This window comes from Hyphomonas sp. NPDC076881 (assembly GCF_050269995.1).
Lineage (GTDB): Bacteria > Pseudomonadota > Alphaproteobacteria > Caulobacterales > Hyphomonadaceae > Hyphomonas.
In genome coordinates this window covers 132,137-146,802 of sequence record NZ_JBNNJJ010000011.1, presented here as the reverse complement: position 1 = coordinate 146,802, position 14,666 = coordinate 132,137, and the positions used below count along the sequence as shown (strand labels likewise).

The 14,666-nt window shown below is 63.3% G+C and carries 16 protein-coding genes; 3 read left to right on the top strand and 13 right to left on the bottom strand.

The window, feature by feature from the left end; translation table 11 throughout:
* Window positions 1-40: 40 nt before the first annotated feature.
* Genes ACQKI2_RS13555 through ACQKI2_RS13540 form a run of 4 tightly spaced genes read right to left on the bottom strand, consistent with a single transcriptional unit; the run spans window position 41 to window position 4,662 of the window.
* Window positions 41-631 carry a hypothetical protein gene (locus ACQKI2_RS13555; protein ID WP_427380134.1) on the bottom strand — a complete coding sequence of 197 codons (591 nt, stop codon included), beginning with the start codon at window positions 629-631 and terminating at the stop codon, window positions 41-43.
* A complete protein-coding gene (locus tag ACQKI2_RS13550) occupies window positions 628-1,614 on the bottom strand; it encodes a homoserine kinase (protein ID WP_427380132.1) in 987 nt (328 codons plus the stop codon). The genes ACQKI2_RS13555 and ACQKI2_RS13550 overlap by 4 nt, the downstream gene beginning before the upstream one ends.
* Window positions 1,615-1,625: 11 nt before the next feature.
* On the bottom strand, window positions 1,626-3,125 hold the full coding sequence (locus tag ACQKI2_RS13545; protein ID WP_427380131.1) for a spinster family MFS transporter: 1,500 nt from the start codon (window positions 3,123-3,125) through the stop codon (window positions 1,626-1,628).
* A gap of 40 nt (window positions 3,126-3,165) precedes the next feature.
* Window positions 3,166-4,662: a spinster family MFS transporter gene (locus ACQKI2_RS13540; RefSeq protein WP_427380130.1), complete on the bottom strand. Its 1,497-nt coding sequence runs from the start codon at window positions 4,660-4,662 to the stop codon at window positions 3,166-3,168.
* Between the two features lie 271 nt (window positions 4,663-4,933).
* Here ACQKI2_RS13540 and ACQKI2_RS13535 point away from each other — a divergent pair, with 271 nt between their 5' ends.
* Complete coding sequence (locus tag ACQKI2_RS13535) at window positions 4,934-6,517, top strand: ABC-F family ATP-binding cassette domain-containing protein (RefSeq protein ID WP_427380129.1); 1,584 nt, start codon at window positions 4,934-4,936, stop codon at window positions 6,515-6,517.
* On the opposite strand, the gene ACQKI2_RS13530 is transcribed toward ACQKI2_RS13535, so the two are convergent.
* Both ACQKI2_RS13530 and ACQKI2_RS13525 read right to left on the bottom strand, forming a co-directional pair.
* The gene (locus ACQKI2_RS13530) at window positions 6,510-6,791 is read right to left on the bottom strand and encodes a JAB domain-containing protein (RefSeq protein WP_427380128.1); all 282 of its coding nucleotides are present in this window, start codon (window positions 6,789-6,791) and stop codon (window positions 6,510-6,512) included. The two genes, ACQKI2_RS13535 and ACQKI2_RS13530, sit on opposite strands and share 8 nt — an antisense overlap.
* On the bottom strand, window positions 6,778-7,008 hold the full coding sequence (locus ACQKI2_RS13525; protein ID WP_102115166.1) for a helix-turn-helix transcriptional regulator: 231 nt from the start codon (window positions 7,006-7,008) through the stop codon (window positions 6,778-6,780). The genes ACQKI2_RS13530 and ACQKI2_RS13525 overlap by 14 nt, the downstream gene beginning before the upstream one ends.
* 517 nt (window positions 7,009-7,525) lie before the next feature.
* On the opposite strand from ACQKI2_RS13525, the gene ACQKI2_RS13520 reads away from it, so the two are divergent.
* Complete coding sequence (locus ACQKI2_RS13520; RefSeq protein ID WP_427380127.1) at window positions 7,526-7,678, top strand: hypothetical protein; 153 nt, start codon at window positions 7,526-7,528, stop codon at window positions 7,676-7,678.
* Between the two features lie 200 nt (window positions 7,679-7,878).
* Here the strand turns inward: ACQKI2_RS13520 and ACQKI2_RS13515 are convergent, their stop codons facing one another.
* The 6 genes from ACQKI2_RS13515 to ACQKI2_RS13490 all read right to left on the bottom strand — a co-directional run bounded on the left by ACQKI2_RS13515 (window position 7,879) and on the right by ACQKI2_RS13490 (window position 13,373).
* Window positions 7,879-8,211, bottom strand: coding sequence for a YHS domain-containing protein (locus ACQKI2_RS13515; protein ID WP_211107968.1), 333 nt, complete (start codon window positions 8,209-8,211; stop codon window positions 7,879-7,881).
* A gap of 41 nt (window positions 8,212-8,252) precedes the next feature.
* Window positions 8,253-10,019 (bottom strand): oleate hydratase, encoded by a 1,767-nt coding sequence (locus ACQKI2_RS13510; protein ID WP_102114735.1) that lies wholly within the window; start codon window positions 10,017-10,019, stop codon window positions 8,253-8,255.
* A gap of 27 nt (window positions 10,020-10,046) precedes the next feature.
* On the bottom strand, window positions 10,047-10,913 hold the full coding sequence (locus ACQKI2_RS13505) for a 3-hydroxyacyl-CoA dehydrogenase (protein WP_007407172.1): 867 nt from the start codon (window positions 10,911-10,913) through the stop codon (window positions 10,047-10,049).
* Window positions 10,910-11,338 carry an acyl-CoA thioesterase gene (locus ACQKI2_RS13500; protein ID WP_102114736.1) on the bottom strand — a complete coding sequence of 143 codons (429 nt, stop codon included), beginning with the start codon at window positions 11,336-11,338 and terminating at the stop codon, window positions 10,910-10,912. The genes ACQKI2_RS13505 and ACQKI2_RS13500 overlap by 4 nt, the downstream gene beginning before the upstream one ends.
* A 65-nt stretch (window positions 11,339-11,403) precedes the next feature.
* The gene (locus ACQKI2_RS13495) at window positions 11,404-12,027 is read right to left on the bottom strand and encodes a TetR/AcrR family transcriptional regulator (RefSeq protein ID WP_007407173.1); all 624 of its coding nucleotides are present in this window, start codon (window positions 12,025-12,027) and stop codon (window positions 11,404-11,406) included.
* Between the two features lie 180 nt (window positions 12,028-12,207).
* Window positions 12,208-13,373 (bottom strand): IS3 family transposase gene (locus tag ACQKI2_RS13490; RefSeq protein WP_370466015.1). Its coding sequence is split into 2 segments (ribosomal slippage): window positions 12,208-13,115 and window positions 13,115-13,373, totalling 1,167 coding nucleotides; the frame shifts between segments, so codons are not numbered across the junction.
* Window positions 13,374-13,442: 69 nt separating this feature from the next.
* On the opposite strand from ACQKI2_RS13490, the gene ACQKI2_RS13485 reads away from it, so the two are divergent.
* A complete protein-coding gene (locus ACQKI2_RS13485; protein WP_245924314.1) occupies window positions 13,443-14,198 on the top strand; it encodes a plasmid partitioning protein RepB C-terminal domain-containing protein in 756 nt (251 codons plus the stop codon).
* A 225-nt stretch (window positions 14,199-14,423) separates the two neighbouring features.
* On the opposite strand, the gene ACQKI2_RS13480 is transcribed toward ACQKI2_RS13485, so the two are convergent.
* Window positions 14,424-14,654, bottom strand: coding sequence for a helix-turn-helix transcriptional regulator (locus ACQKI2_RS13480; RefSeq protein WP_039244277.1), 231 nt, complete (start codon window positions 14,652-14,654; stop codon window positions 14,424-14,426).
* Window positions 14,655-14,666: the final 12 nt, after the last annotated feature.

Below are 14,666 nucleotides of genomic sequence, written 5' to 3'. Positions count from 1 at the left end.
TCGCGAGGTGCGGGGCTTCGGTGCCTGCGTCAAGGCGGGTTTAGAAGACGCTTACATCCAATTGCGTGAGTTGCCGGGCCGGCTGCACGATGGTGTGGAAAAGATACCCACAGAAGGTGCCGGCGATGCCTCCGATGAAAGCCCCGCCAACCAGCGCGCCGAGGCCGGAGGCGAGGCTGTCGATCAACCCGAAGAGGCAGGTTGTCCCGCCAACAAGAAGGGCGCCCCAGATGGCCCCCCAGCGAAGATAGGATTTCACCCCGGCGATGCGCCGATAGGGAAAGCGGGCAACGGAAAGTCCCATCAAAATTGCGGCGGCAGGGATGGTGATGAAAAACAGAATGAAATTCAGCGCCGAAAGCTGGGCTGCCAGCAGGAAGCCCTCGCCGAACGCTCCGGCGCCCGTTGGCGGCCCTGCGCCCAAGCCGCCGAGGCCTGTAAAGGTGGCGCTCAGCGCCAGTACCAGAAAGCCGATAATGGCAACGGACAGGCAGGCAACAAGCGCGCAGAGGAAAACCGCCAGCTTGACCCGTTTGAAGCGCCTGGGCTGCATATCCATGGCATAGGTGGGGGCCGCGCCGGCGGGTGCGGGCGTCTTGCTTTGCGGGTCGGAAGCTGTGTTTTCCGTCATGCCCCATAGCCCTCGGCGGTTTCCATCTTGCGATGGAAAGCCAGCCGAGCGGCGTATTCAAGGGGGTTTTTGGGCCGGACGAGGGCGCCCGCCGGTGTGGACGACCAGTCGGCAAGCCGCGTCAGGAAGAAGCGCATTGCTGAGCCGAGGCAGAGCGCCGGCAGTGCTTCAAGCTCTACCGCCTCCAGCGGGCGCACGGACTGATAGCCCGCGATCAGCGCCGAACCTTTGGAGAAATTGTATTCCAGCCGCGAGGCGTCCGTCGCGTTGCCCTCTTCGAATGCCCAGGAATTGAGGCAGACGGCGAGGTCATAGGCGAGGGCGTCGGTGCAGGCGAAATAGAAGTCGATCGCGCCGGTAAATGTGTCGCCCAGGAAGAAGGCGTTGTCCGGGAAGAGGTCTGCATGGATCGTTCCGTGCGGCAGATGGCCGGAAAAGGCGGGCGCTGGATTGATCCGCGCGAAACAGGCGTTCACCTCATTGGCGAGACCCGGCTGCAGCGCGTCCGCATCGCCTGCGCGGCCTTCCCACATACGCCGCCAGGAGGCAGGCCCGAGCGCATTTTCCCGGCGCCCTTCAAAGCCTGCCAGCGCCAGATGCATCCGCGCGAGCCCTTCGCCCAGCGAGCGGCACTGCCTTGCATTCGGCCGTTTGGGCGAAAGCCCTTCCAGGAAGGTGACGATCACCGCGGGCCGGCCTTCCAGCGTGCGCAGCGCCTGCCCATCCCGGCCCATAACGGGCTGCGGGCAGGGAAAGCCCTGCGAGGAAAGATGCTGCTTCAGACCGATGAAGTAAGGCAGGTCTGCCGCGTTCACCCGCTTTTCGAAGAGGGTGAGAATGTAGCGGCCCTTGCGGGTCTCCAGATAGTAGTTCGAATTCTCGACGCCCTCGGCAATGCCCTTGAACGCCAGCGCCTCGCCGAGATCATACTCGGCGAGGAACGATGAGAGCGCTTCGTCTGAAACCTGTGTGTATACCGCCATAGGCGGCGCCCTTACGCAGTTTTCGGCAGCATGTCACGGCCCAGCGTCTTGCCGGCCAACAGGTAATGGATCGCTGCCCAGCCATAGAGCGAGGCAAAGATGATGATCGACCATTGCAGGCCGCGGGCATCGGCGTCGCGGCAGGCCGCAACCTGATCTGCTGCCAGCCCGGTTACATCCTTGCACATCGAAAGCGTGAGCCCGAGATCATTCCCGCCGAGCATCATGGTCTTGAGGCCGGTGGAAAGGAAGCCGATCAGTGTGGGGCCAAGGCCGATGCCGATCAGATTGACCGCGAACAGGGTGATGGCCACCGCCGTGGCCCGCGTGCGGCTGTCCACAACGCCGGCAGAAACGGCATACATCGGCCCGAGATAGAAATAGTGCAGCGTGGCGGCCAGCATCAGCGGCGGGATCATCAGCGGCACGGTGGGGCTGAGATAGCCGAGCCAGTAGAGCGGCACCGACAGGCCCATGCCGAGGGCGGGCATCCAGGAAAGCGCTGTCGGGTAACGCGCTGACAGCTTGTCAGCGAGGAAGCCAGACAGGAACACGCCCAAGGCTGCCATAAGGCCGAGCACCAGGGAGAAGATCAGCGCGGCCTGGGTCAGTGTCAGACCATGTGTGCGCAGCAGGAAGGATGTGGAGAAAGCGGCAACGCCATATCCGGCAAAGGAGGCAATCGCGGCGCCAGCAACGACATGCACATAGGTCGGCTTCCGCATCAGATCCTTGAGCACGGTGCCGAACCCATCGGGTACAGCTTTGCGGGGCGCGCCCGGAGGGTCGGAATAGCCGCGCGGCGGCTCTTTCACGGTGAAGAAGAGAGTGAGGGCAAACAGAACGCCGGGCAGGCCCACGGCAATGAAGGCGATCCGCCATCCCTCGAGGCTGTTCCAGTCAGCCAGGCCCTGCGCCCAGGTCCAGCCCCATGAGCCGAGAAGGTTATAGACGTTTTCACCCGTCACATAGTCGTTGATCGGGCCGGCAGAGAGGCCCGCCAGCATGCCGCCAAGGGGCACGCCCAGCGCGTAGATCGAGGCGGCCGTCGCGCGGCTGGTCGGCTTGAAATAATCCGCGATCACCGATTGGGCTGGCGGCGTGCAGCCCGCTTCGCCCACGCCGACCAGCAGCCTGAAGATGAACAGCGTGAGGAAGCTCGTCGCAAAGCCGCACATCACCGTCATCAGGCTCCACAAGGTGAGCGAGACAACAATGATCATCATGCGGCTGCGCCGTTCGGCGACCCGCGCGATCGGGATGCCGAGCGTGGTGTAGAAGATCGCGAAGGCGAGCCCCCCGAGAACGCCCATATGCCAGTCTTCAAGCTGCAGAGAGAGCTTCATCGGTTCAGTCAGGATTCCGAAGATCGACCGGTCGATGAAGTTGAAGATGTAAACAACGAGAAGCGAAGACAGCACATATCCGCGGTAAAGCGGTGTACCAAAACCGGTGAGATAGCCCGGCTGGGTGGTAGAGCTTGTCTGGCTAGGGGTGGCGGCGTCGGTCATTCGGGTCTCCACGAATAGTCAGGCAATATTTTGCGGATTATCAGGTCGCAGGGCTCCAGCGGTCCTTGAGGAAGGTGCGGGAGGCGAGGAAGTAGAAGGCGGCGGCGATCACAAAGAACAGCACGGTGGCCACCATCGACTGACGCAGGCCTTCGGCATAGGCCGAGCAGAGGGCCGGGCCGAGGTCTCCAAGCTCCGCCATCCGGCTGGCGCAGAAGCCGGGATTGAAGGTGGTGAAGGCTTCCTCCAGCCCGTTCTTGCGGATGATCCCGCCCATGAAGGCGCTGCTCATCATGCCTGTAAACATCGGGCCGAGGCCGTTGCCGATGAGGCTGACGATCAGCAGGAGGACGGAGACCGTCGTGGCGCGAGAGCGCGGGCTGACAATGGCGGTTGATACCATGTATTGCGCGCCGAGATAGGCGTAGTGCGCAATCGCGGCGATGACCCACATCCAGAAGGCCATGGTCAGCGACGGCGTCGTGAAGGCGGCGATATAGGCCGGAATCGCAACAAGCAGCCCCACGCCGGGAAGCCAGGCCACCACGGCCGGAAAGCGCGGCGACAGTTTTTCCGACAGGAAGCCGCCCAGGAACGTGCCGAAGGCGGCAACTGCCGCCAGCGGCGCGCCATAGCGGATGGCCGCTTCCGAAACGCTGACCCCATGCACGCGCATCAAGAACGGGGCTTGGAAGCTGATCAGGCCATAGCCGACGAAGGCAACAAACGCGGCGCCCAGCGACAGAGTCCAGAAGGTTGGTTTGGCGCCGAATTCCCGGAAGGCTTCAAAGAAGCCGGCTTTTTCCACAGGTGTCTTGCCCTTGGGATCTGAATAGCCGCGCGGGGGCTCGCGCGTGGTCAGCCACAGGATCAGGGCGACCAGAATGCCCGGCGCGCCGACGATCACGAAGACCAGACGCCAGCCCTCAACCTCTTCCCAGTTGATGCCCGAGAAGAGGCCGCCAAGGCCGATGGAAGCAAGGAAGTTGCCGAAATCAGGCCCCTGTAGACCCGCGAGCGCGCCGCCGAAAAGCTGAGCCATCACCCCGCCGATGGTAACGCCCATCGAGTATATGCCGATCGCATTGGCGCGGCTCTTCGGGGGATAATAATCGGTGATGATCGAGTTGGCGGGCGGTGTGCACCCGGCCTCGCCAATCGCCACGCCCACGCGGAAGAGAAGCAGCCAGATGAAGCTCGCCGCCAGGCCGCAAAAGACCGTCATCACAGACCAGATCACCACGCAAAGGGTGATGATGAAAACGCGATTGCCCCGGTCAGCCCACATGGCGATCGGAATGCCCATCAGCGCATAGAAGAGTGCGAAAGGCGGCCCGGTCAGCAGGCCCCACTGCGTATCCGTCAGCGAAAAGGTGTTGATGATCGGCTGGGCGACGACGGTAATCACCGTCCGATCGATGAAGTTCAGCGTGTAGATCAGCGTGAGAGCGATGAGAACATAGGAGCGGTACGGCTTGGTGCCGAAACCGGTAATGTGTCCGTTGCCAGTTTCAGCCGCGTCTGCGGGTGCCGTCATGTGTCGCTCGCCTCCCAGGGAAACGCGCTTCTGCCGGCGCGCCGATTGATGTCCGGACGGTAACGGTCCCGTCGCGCCCTGCAAGCCTTATCGTCAGGGAAGGCGCCAGGGGCCTGCGCCTTTCTTGCCGGATGCGAGTTGAACTTTTCGTGAGCGGTGCCTATCTGGGCAGCCCTGCGAAGAATTCCACAGCCAAGTGTGAGGCCCTGCGTCATGAACGATCACCGGAAAACGACCGCCCTCGGATCAGTTTACCGGATGAGTTCACATCATGCCCGCCTCGATAACCTTCGCCTCGCTGAGCTTTGCCCTGCCTGACGGGCGGGTTCTTTTTTCAGACCTTAATCTCAGTCTCAATCAGGAACGCGCGGGGATTGTCGGCCGCAACGGCGCGGGCAAATCCACTCTGCTCAAGCTGATTTCCGGCACGTTGAGCCCTGCGTCCGGCTCGGTAACAGTTGCCGGCACGACCGGTGTGCTGCGCCAGTCTTTTGAGCCCTCACCGGAGGAAACCCTCGCCGGTCTTTTCGCGGTAGAGCCTGCGCTCGCCCGGCTCCGGCGCATCGAGGCGGGCGCTGGCACCGAGACCGATTTCGCCGAGGCCGACTGGACACTGGAAGCGCGGCTGGGTGAAGCGCTTGGCCGCGCGGGCCTGCAGGGCATGGCTTTGGAAACGCCGCTCGCCACCCTCTCCGGAGGCCAGCGGACGCGGGCAAGCCTTGCGGCGCTGATCTTTGCCCAGCCCGACTTTCTTTTGCTGGACGAGCCGACCAACAACCTTGACCGCGAGGGACGCGCCACTGTGGCAGAGCTGCTCGCCGGCTGGCGCGGCGGCGCCGTGGTGGTTAGCCATGACCGGGAATTGCTTGAAAACATGGATGCCATCATCGAGCTGACATCGCTGGGCGCGGCGCGCTATGGTGGGGGATGGAGCAGCTATGAAGCGCAGAAGGCGCGTGAACTCGCAGCCGCTCAGCAGGATTTGGCGCACGCAGAACGGCGCGTCGAGGAGGCGGGGGAAAAGGCGCAGACCGCCGCCGAGCGCAAGGCAAGGCGTGATGGCGCAGGCAGCCGCAAGGCCGCCAGGGGCGGCGCGCCCCGCATTCTGCTCGGCACACTGAAGAACAGGGCGGAAGATTCTTCCGGCGCCCTCGGGCGCCTGGCCGAGAGGCAAAAGGCTGAGGCGGAGGAGGCAGCAATCGAAGCGCGTGGGCGGGTCGAAGTGCTTCAGCCCTTCATCGTGAAGCTCGCCCCCACGGGTCTGCCGCCGAATAAAGAGGTGGTGCGTGTAACCCGTCTTGTGGCGGGATATGAGGCGGATCGCCCCGTAATCCGTGATCTGTCATTTGATCTGCGAGGGCCCGAGCGAGCGGCGATTTCCGGGCCGAACGGGGCGGGCAAGTCCACCCTGCTCAAGGTCATAACCGGCGCCCTGCCGGCGCTTTCCGGCGAGGCGCGGGCCTCCGTGCCTTGGGCGCTGCTGGATCAGGAGGTGAGCCTGCTGAAGGGCGCCGGCACCATCCTTGACAACTTTCGGCGATTAAATCCGGAGGCGGATGAAAATGCCTGCAGGTCCGCGCTGGCGCGCTTCCGCTTCAGGGCGGACGCGGCGCTTCAGCCGGTGGCCACGCTGAGCGGTGGAGAGCGCCTGCGCGCCGGCCTTGCCTGCGTCCTCGGCGGAGTTGCCCCGCCACAGCTTCTGATCCTGGACGAGCCGGCCAACCATCTCGACATTGCTTCCCTGGAAGCCGTCGAAGCGGGGCTGAACGCCTATGACGGCGCGCTGCTCATGGTCAGCCATGATGAGACATTCCTGGAGCGCGTGGGCGTGACCCGGAAGATCAGCCTCAGATGAGGCCGGAAGTGCGGAAGCTGACAACGCCCGATGTGCCGACCACGAGATGATCATGCACGGAAATATCGAAAGGGCCGAGCACATCGATAATCTCGCGCGTAATCGAGATGTCGGCACGCGACGGTTTGGGATCACCCGAGGGGTGGTTGTGCACCACCCTAATGGCCGCTGTAACCAATTGATATTGCTCGTAAAAAGCGCCCCGTGGATGCAAGTGGAGCCGCTTATTGGGGGCGGTCCAAGGTGACCGATCGTGATCATCACGCCTGATCACCCACAGGCTCGCTGAGTCGCTCAGAGGCACTGCAAGGCACTCTATTCCTTTTGTCCAAATCCTCAAGCTCCTCCACCGGGTAGAGGACGGCCTTTCCGATCTTGATGAACGAGGGGCCAATACGCTTCGTTCGCCAGTTTCGTAGGGTGCCAAGCGACACACCGCCGCGATAGCGGTCCACCACTTCCTCCGGCGTCAGAAACCTGCTGTCTGTCATATTCGCCTCCTGCGGCTCGTTGTGCGCGAGGCGGTTCTGATCGAAACGTTCCGCACTCCGGAGCACTCTCGGGATCGTTCAAGCGCGATGTCTCACGCTACTGCCCGCAAGAGGTTGCATTGAGTTTGTAGCGAGAAAAGCCCCCACGCTCGGGCGTCGGGATGCCGGATACAGGCGGCGCCACATAGGCGGGCTTGACGATCGTCCATAACCTGCTGACCTGAGAGCGGGATTCTGCGCGAGGTAGGCTCTTTGGCCAGAATCCCACTTGGCCCATTCAGTCTCTTCTATGATTGAACAGGATTAAATTCCCGTCGCGACACTTCCAGTTCGGGTAGCGAAACCTCATTCCTCCTTGTCGTTAGAGTCGCGTCATCAATGAACCGTCTCCCGCGAACGGGAGACGGGTGGCGCCCGCCCCTTATCCCTTCGCGACCTCGCGGACAAAAGAGGCATCGTCTTCGATCGGCCCGTTGGTATCATGAACATGCTGCGAGACCTGAGAAAGAATGGAGCGATGCCAGCAAGCACCGATGAAATGCTCCGCGCGCTGCGTATCATGAACGAAGCCTCGCACGGCGTGGACGTCGACCCTGACGCGGCCAAGCGAGCGGTGGAGGTTGGAACAGTCTTTCTCACCGAACTGAGAGCCATGGACACCCATAACTGAGGCATGAGGTTCGGCAGGCATTGAGTGACTTCAAAAGTTTCATGGAGAGCGACGCCGGCGCATCCGCACGATACCAATCACGGCTCGGGCGACGCATCCACATAAATCGAGCCGCAGTCAAAGAAGATGTCCCCCCGCGGATCGCACCGCCTTTCAAGCCGCTGTCGCCGAACAGCTTGGTTCCATTAAGCGTAGCACCTTTAGCGGTCAGGACCATGCGTGTGGCTATGGTGGGAATGATCGCCATGGGCGGCAGCACCCTCATGGTGATGTGCGGCATGCGCTGCCAGTGCCGCATAATGCACGGGGTCGGCGTCGAACTTCGCCTTGCAGCCGGCCGAGCAGAAGACGTAGCGCTCGCCTTCATACTCAGCCTTGTGAGCGGTCCTGGCGGGATCGACCACCATGCCGCAGACCGGATCATGGTCGACGTGACCGGACGGCGTTTCGCCGTCCGGCTCATGATGGTGATGATGGCCGTGCACCCCAGTCACCTCGGCGGCGCGTTCGCTCTTCTGATCGTCGTCGGCCATTCATCACCTTTCACACGCCGCGCGTGCCTTCCGGTCTCTGTTCAAACCTCGATCAGATGGAACTCTTCGAGCAGCTTGGCGATCTCGGTGCCTTCGAGCTTCTTCATCAGCAGCTTGCGCAGGAAGGCCGGTCCGGGAAGGTCGATGCCCTTGCCGTCCCGCAGCGGACCGATCGCTGCCAGCAGCGTACGGATATCGTAGGTCGAGTTGAAGACTTCCGGCACGCCGCGCTCGACATTCATCAGGGTGTAGACGGCCTCCATCGGGGTCCTCACCGAATATTCCGTGGTGAAGATGCAGTCCCGCTGTTTCGATTCCGCGAACTGTCCGATGAAGGCGAAATTGACCGCGCCCTCCGGCACCACGTCCGGCCGGTCACCCGCCTGGCGCGGCATGAAGAAGGCGGTGATATAGGGCATCATCGTGGGCACGGTGCTGGCGCCGGAGGCTGCGAGCTCCGGAATGTCCTCGACCGGTACACCGAGATGGTAGAGCCACTCCTGGGTGATTTCCTCGCCGGTGCATTCCTGCATTGGCTTCTTCACATAGTCGCCGGGCTTGTCGACAAAGAGCGCGTAGAACCAGGCGATCATCTGGTCCTTGGGCTGCTTCTTGAAATGCGGCTGGCGATGAACCGTCCAGCTCAGCAGCCACGCCGAGTCCTTCACCGTGACGATACCCCCCGAGACGATCTTGCCGGTGAAGGGGTTGCGCTTGGTGATCTTCTCGACATAGGCCGGAATACGGGCATCGAGGGCGGTAATCGTTGCCGAGGCCCATTTCGTTTCCGGGATATGGGCCCCGAATACGTCCGGGCGGCCGAAGGCCGGATCCTTCGCCGCGATCCGCCGCCACAGGTCCCAGGCCGGCGCCGGTCCTTCGTTGAGCTTCGCCGGCGTCTTGTGATCGCCATTGTCGGAATTCTCGGTCAATGAGCCGATGGTTATGAAGACGAGATCGTCTGGCGCGAGATCGACGCCGCCTTCGACGCCGCGCTCTTTCCAGTGAATGCGGGTCGCTTGCTTGCGGCCGGGCTGGATGTCGAAATCGACGTCGGTGACCTCGACGCCGTAGCGGAACGTGACGCCGTGATCGGTCAGCCACTTCACCAGCGGCAGGACCATGGATTCATACTGATTGTAGCGATTGAACTTGAGCGAGGAGAAGTCGGCGAGACTGCCGATATGATGGATGAAGCGGTGCAGGTAGAGCTTCATTTCCAGCGCCGAATGCCATTCCTCGAAGGCGAACATGGTGCGCCAATAGAGCCAGAAATTGCTCTTCAGGAAATCTTCGCCGAAGACCTCGTTGATGCGCTTGTTCTCCATCTCCTCGCGTGTCGCCAGGAAAACGGAGAGCAGGTCCTTCTGGGCCTTGTCGTTCAACGTCAGCAGCGCCTTGTCGGGCACGTCCTGGCCCTGGTTCTGCGTCGTACGCTGGAGCGAAAAGTTGGGGTCGTCCTTGTTGAGCCGGTAGAATTCGTCGAGGACGCTGGCATCCTCGATCTCCAGCGAGGGGATCGAGCGATAGAGGTCCCACAGGCACTCGAAATGCTCCTCCATCTCGCGGCCGCCGCGAATGACGAAGCCCTTCTCCGGCACATCAAGACCATCGAGCGCGCCGCCGGGGATTCCCAGCTCTTCCAATATGGTGATGCGATCGCCCGAAACGCCGCCGTCGCGGATCAGGAAGGCGGCGCCGGCGAGCCCCGCCAGCCCCGAGCCGACGAACCAGGCCGTCTTCTTGTCGGCCCCCTCGGGCTTGCGGGGACGCACGAAGGCTTCATAGTTTCCACTGCTATAGTGCATGGCGAACTCCTGTTCTTCTTGTTGGGATCAGTCTGCGGAGGGTTTGTAGCTGTAGAAGCCTTCGCCCGAGGCGATGCCGAGCCTGCCCTTGTCGATGTAGTTTTCCTTCAGCCATGCCGCGAGCGACTGGGCGTGCTCATCGCCATGCGACAGAATGTTGTAGGGGGTGTTCAAGCCGATGATGTCGTAGATCTGGAACGGCCCCATCGGCGCGCCGGTGGCGATCCGCCAGACCTTGTCGACATCTTCCGGCTCGGCATAGCCGCCGGCGGCGAGATCGGCCGCCGCGTTCAGGAACGGCACCAGCAGGGAATTGAGGACATAGCCTGCCTTTTCCTTGCGCACCGGGATCGGCACCATGCCGATGGCCGAGGCGAAGGCGATCAGGGCATCGAACACGGCCGGATCGGTGTCGTCGGTGCCCATCACCTCGGCGGTGTTGAACTTCCAGATGCTGTTGGCGAAGTGCAACGCCAGAAACCGGTCCGGGCGGCCGGTGAAGGCCTTGAGGTCGCTCGGCAACAGGGTCGAGCTATTGGTAGCGAAGATCGCCCTTTCCGGCGCAAGCCCCGCGAGCTTCTCGTAGAGCGCCTGCTTGATCGAGAGAAGCTCCGGAACCGCTTCGATCACGAGGTCCGCGTCCGCGACGGCCGAACCGAGATCGGCGGACAGGGTGATGCGCTGCAGGGACTCGGCGGCCTTGCCGTCGGCCGCACCGGCCACCTCCTTGCCATAGGTCTCGACGAGCATGGCAAAACGCTGCCTTGCCTGTTCAAGCGCCTCCTCGCTGGTGTCGTAGGCGGTAACGTCGAAGCCGCTATAGGCGGTCTGGAAGGCTATCTGGCTCCCGAGGACGCCCGTGCCGAGAACCGCCACTTTCCTGATATCGCTCATTCAATCTCCTTCTGCGCGGTATCGTCACCAAGAAACGGAGCCGCCACCTCCACCGGGACGCGGGCCAGCTTGCCGGTTTCCCGATCGACAAGGGCCCACTGGGTCAGCGAGGCGACGAGCGTCCGCCCGTCTTCATCATGGAATTCGACGCATCGTGCATAGCGCGCACCGCGCGGCACTCCGACGACCCAGGTGATCGCGCTGACCGCGTCTCCCGCCCGGACATTGCCGCGATAGTCGACCTCATGGCGCAGCACGACCGCGACGAACCGGTCGCGATCTTGCGGACGCGCGGCCGTCAGCCAGTGCGCCACCGACGCATCCTGGATCCAGGTCACCCAGACAGCATTGTTGACATGGCCGAGTTCGTCGATGTCGGCGTCCTGGGCGCGGAAGCGGATATGGAAGCGCCGATGCTCATCCACCTCGCCGACGAGCGGGTGTCCGTGCTCATCGCAGCCGATGCGTCGACGATCTGACACGATCCCGCTCACGAATACGCCTGCTCCTCATGCGACGAACCCAGTCCAGCCATGGCGCGGAAGAAGCCGACGAGCATCTCGTCGCGCGGCATGGCGCCTTCGACATCGCCCTGGACCGCCAGTCCCATCCAGAGCGCGTATAGACCGATGCCCGTCTGCATCGGCGGCAAGGCCGGACGCAGTGCGAAGCGTTGCGTTAGATCGGCAACGAGTTCACCGAACATCCGATAGCAGGCCGCCTTGCCCTCCCGGTGCCGCTCGGCGAAAGCCGGATCGCGCCGCGCGTGAAGCTGCAATTCGATCGAGAGGAGCGACCATTGCGCTTCACCGGCCAGCTTCGCGAGCCGGGCGGCCAGCACCTGGAGCGTTGCCTCGATATCATCGCCGGAGCAGTGCGCGACCAGGTCGCGAAGCAGTGTGACCTCATCCTGGATATGGCTCTGCAGGATCTCGACCAGCAGATCGTCCTTGCTGGCGAAGTTCGAGTAGAAGGCACCCTGCGAATGGCCGGCCGCGCTGCAGATGTTGCGGATCGACATGGCGGCGACCCCCTCCTCGATGATCGAGGTATGTGCGGCGGCGATCAGCCGGTCCCGCGTCTGGCGCTGCGTGTCCTTGCGCGTAAGCGGCATGGGTTCGTTCTCCAACCAACGGGCGAGACGTGCGAAACCTTTTCGGCGGTTCCGCGTTCTCAGTAAAACCAGGTATCAAGTGATATCCGAAATCAACGGCGATTTCGACCCGAAATCGTCCGCAGTATCGAAATTAAAACGCGAAGGAGTGTGACCTGCCCCCCGCCGGTCCCTCGATCATTATGAGAGCCCAGGGGGTTGGTAGCTGATCTCCAGCGCCGGCGGTAGCGGCCGGGCGGTGGAGCTGATCAAGTTGCGCAGCCGGCCGGCCGCGGGGTTCAGACGCACGGCTTCCGGGGTCAGTCCGCCGTGCGCCGAGTGCGGCCTGACGTGGTTGTAGTCGAGCCGCCAGCGCTCGATGACAGCCCGGGCCTCGGCGAGGTTGGCGAAGACCTCCTCGTTCAGGCACTCGTCGCGCAGCTTGCCGTTGAAGCTCTCGACGAAGCCGTTCTGCTGCGGCTTGCCGGGCGCGATGTAATGCCAGTCGACGCCGGTGCGGTTGGTCCATTCCAGCATGGCCCGGCTGGTCATCTCGGTCCCGTTGTCGCTAACGATGGTCGCCGGCCGGCCGCGCCGGGCGATCAGGGCGTCCAGCTCGCGGGCCATGCGATGGCCGCCGATCGAGGTGTCGACCACCAGCGCCAGCGCCTCGCGGGTGAAGTCGTCGACGATGCACAGGATCCGGAAGCGCCGGCCCCAGCTCAGCGTGTCGGCCACGACGTCCAGGCTCCAGCGCTGGTTCGGCCCGTCCGGCAGCGCCATGGGCGCCCGCGTGCCGGTGGCGCGCTTGCGGCCGCGCCGCCTTCGCACCGCCAAGCCCTCCTCGCGGTACAGCCGGAAGAGCTTCTTCTTGTTCATGCTGACGCCTTCACGCTCGAGCAGGATGCCGAGCCGCCGGTAGCCGAAGCGGCGTCGCTCCGCCGCCAGGCCCCGCAGCCGGGCGCGTACCTCCGCATCGCCTGGCTGGGCCACGCGGCGCACTGTCTTCGGATCGACCTGGACCAGCCCGCAGGCGCGCCTCTGCGAGAAGCCGCGCTCCGCCATCAGGCGAAGCACGGCCTCCCGGCGCGCTGCAGGCCCGATCAGTTTTTTCCCAGCAGGTCCTTCAGCGCCGACACGTCGAGCATGGACTCCGCCAAGAGCCTCTTCAGTCGCCGATTCTCGTCCTCCAGCGTCTTCAGCTTCTGGGCATCCGACACGTTCATGCCGCTGTACTTCGCCTTCCGCCGGTAGAAGGTCTGCTCGCTGATCCCATGCCGCCGGCAAACCTCCGCCGTCGGGCTCCCGGCCTCCTGCTCCCGCAGCACGCCGATGATCTGCGCCTCGTTGAACCTGCTCTTCTTCACGTCCGTCTCCTCAGGGTGACGGACTCTCACTCAAACCGAGGGATCAGGAAGGGGGCAGGTCAAGTGCCCTTGGCTGAAACCTACATTGGCTATTCCCCGGACGTGGAGGTTCTCGGCGAAGACGAGGAGCGGCTGGAAGCGCTGAAGGAACTCGGCATCGCTGAGGTCGAGTGCCTGCTCGCCTCTGACGACGACACCTATACCTACAACAAGCGCGTCAACCGCATCCCGCCGATCCAGGAGCACCGGATGATTGCGCGCGCGATGGATCGAGGCGTGTCATCTGCCGACATCGCCGCGGCCCTGAACCTCCAGGTCGAGTCAGTGCTGCGACGTTTCCGGCTGCTGGAAGGGATCAGCCCCGAGGCGGCCGAGATGCTGAAAGACACGCCTTGCTCGATGAAGGTGTTCGACATTCTGCGCCAGATGACGGCCGTGCGGCAGATCGAAGCCGCCGATCTGATGATCGGCCAGAACAATTTCACGGTCATGTTTGCCCGCGCGTTGCGCGCGGCGACATCCGAAAACCAGCTTGCCGCCACCAAGAGGGGAAAGGGCGGCGGCAAGCCGACGCCCTCGGGTCAACAGATCGCCCGGATGGAGCGGGAACTGGCAGCGCTCCAGACGCAGGTCAAGTCGGTCGAGGAAACCTACGGCATCGACAATCTGCATTTGACCGTTGCGCGTGGATACGTCGCCAAGCTCCTTGCGAACAATCGGGTGGTCCGTTGGTTGGCGACCCATCAGCAGGACTATCTCAGCGAGTTTCAGAAGATCGCCGAGATCGACACGCTCGGCCCGATCGCGGAAACGCCGAGCGCCTGAGTCAGATATGGGGACCCGGACCCGATAAGCGCGGGGACCATGGGAGAAGCCGCAGCGTGGGGCGGATCAAGCATGGCGGTGGGAATGGCGGCGAACCCGCATGAGGCCCACCAGGCTGGCCGTCATATGGTCCAGCCGCATGGGGGCGGTTCGCCTCGCATGAACTGAAGGCGGGCGGGCGCGTCGGGAGCGTCGACCGGCGCGCCCGCCATTTGTGCTGAGCGATCAAGCACGATCCATGGCGCTTTGTTCAATTCGTTTCGGGGGGCGGCACTGCACACGGTTCCTGTCGTCCCACGCCTCAAGCTCATCGACCCGGTAGAGGACCGCTTTGCCGATTTTTACGAACGACGGCCCGATCTTCATCGCACGCCAGTTCCGAAGGGTGCCGACCGAAACGCTGCCACGATAGCGTTCGGCCACCTCTTCCGGCGTGAGGAATGTGGTCTCTGACATACGCCCTCCTTC

Excerpts from the sequence above, each read along its gene's own strand:
- ACQKI2_RS13510 (WP_102114735.1), bottom strand. The coding sequence starts at position 10,019 with ATGCACTATAGCAGTGGAAACTATGAAGCCTTCGTGCGTCCCCGCAAG.
- ACQKI2_RS13495 (WP_007407173.1), bottom strand. The coding sequence starts at position 12,027 with ATGCCGCTTACGCGCAAGGACACGCAGCGCCAGACGCGGGACCGGCTG.
- ACQKI2_RS13480 (WP_039244277.1), bottom strand. The coding sequence starts at position 14,654 with ATGTCAGAGACCACATTCCTCACGCCGGAAGAGGTGGCCGAACGCTAT.
- ACQKI2_RS13545 (WP_427380131.1), bottom strand. The coding sequence starts at position 3,125 with ATGACCGACGCCGCCACCCCTAGCCAGACAAGCTCTACCACCCAGCCG.
- ACQKI2_RS13550 (WP_427380132.1), bottom strand. The coding sequence starts at position 1,614 with ATGGCGGTATACACACAGGTTTCAGACGAAGCGCTCTCATCGTTCCTC.
- ACQKI2_RS13535 (WP_427380129.1), top strand. The coding sequence starts at position 4,934 with ATGCCCGCCTCGATAACCTTCGCCTCGCTGAGCTTTGCCCTGCCTGAC.
- ACQKI2_RS13540 (WP_427380130.1), bottom strand. The coding sequence starts at position 4,662 with ATGACGGCACCCGCAGACGCGGCTGAAACTGGCAACGGACACATTACC.
- ACQKI2_RS13505 (WP_007407172.1), bottom strand. The coding sequence starts at position 10,913 with ATGAGCGATATCAGGAAAGTGGCGGTTCTCGGCACGGGCGTCCTCGGG.
- ACQKI2_RS13515 (WP_211107968.1), bottom strand. The coding sequence starts at position 8,211 with ATGGCCGACGACGATCAGAAGAGCGAACGCGCCGCCGAGGTGACTGGG.
- ACQKI2_RS13525 (WP_102115166.1), bottom strand. The coding sequence starts at position 7,008 with ATGACAGACAGCAGGTTTCTGACGCCGGAGGAAGTGGTGGACCGCTAT.
- ACQKI2_RS13520 (WP_427380127.1), top strand. The coding sequence starts at position 7,526 with ATGCCAGCAAGCACCGATGAAATGCTCCGCGCGCTGCGTATCATGAAC.
- ACQKI2_RS13555 (WP_427380134.1), bottom strand. The coding sequence starts at position 631 with ATGACGGAAAACACAGCTTCCGACCCGCAAAGCAAGACGCCCGCACCC.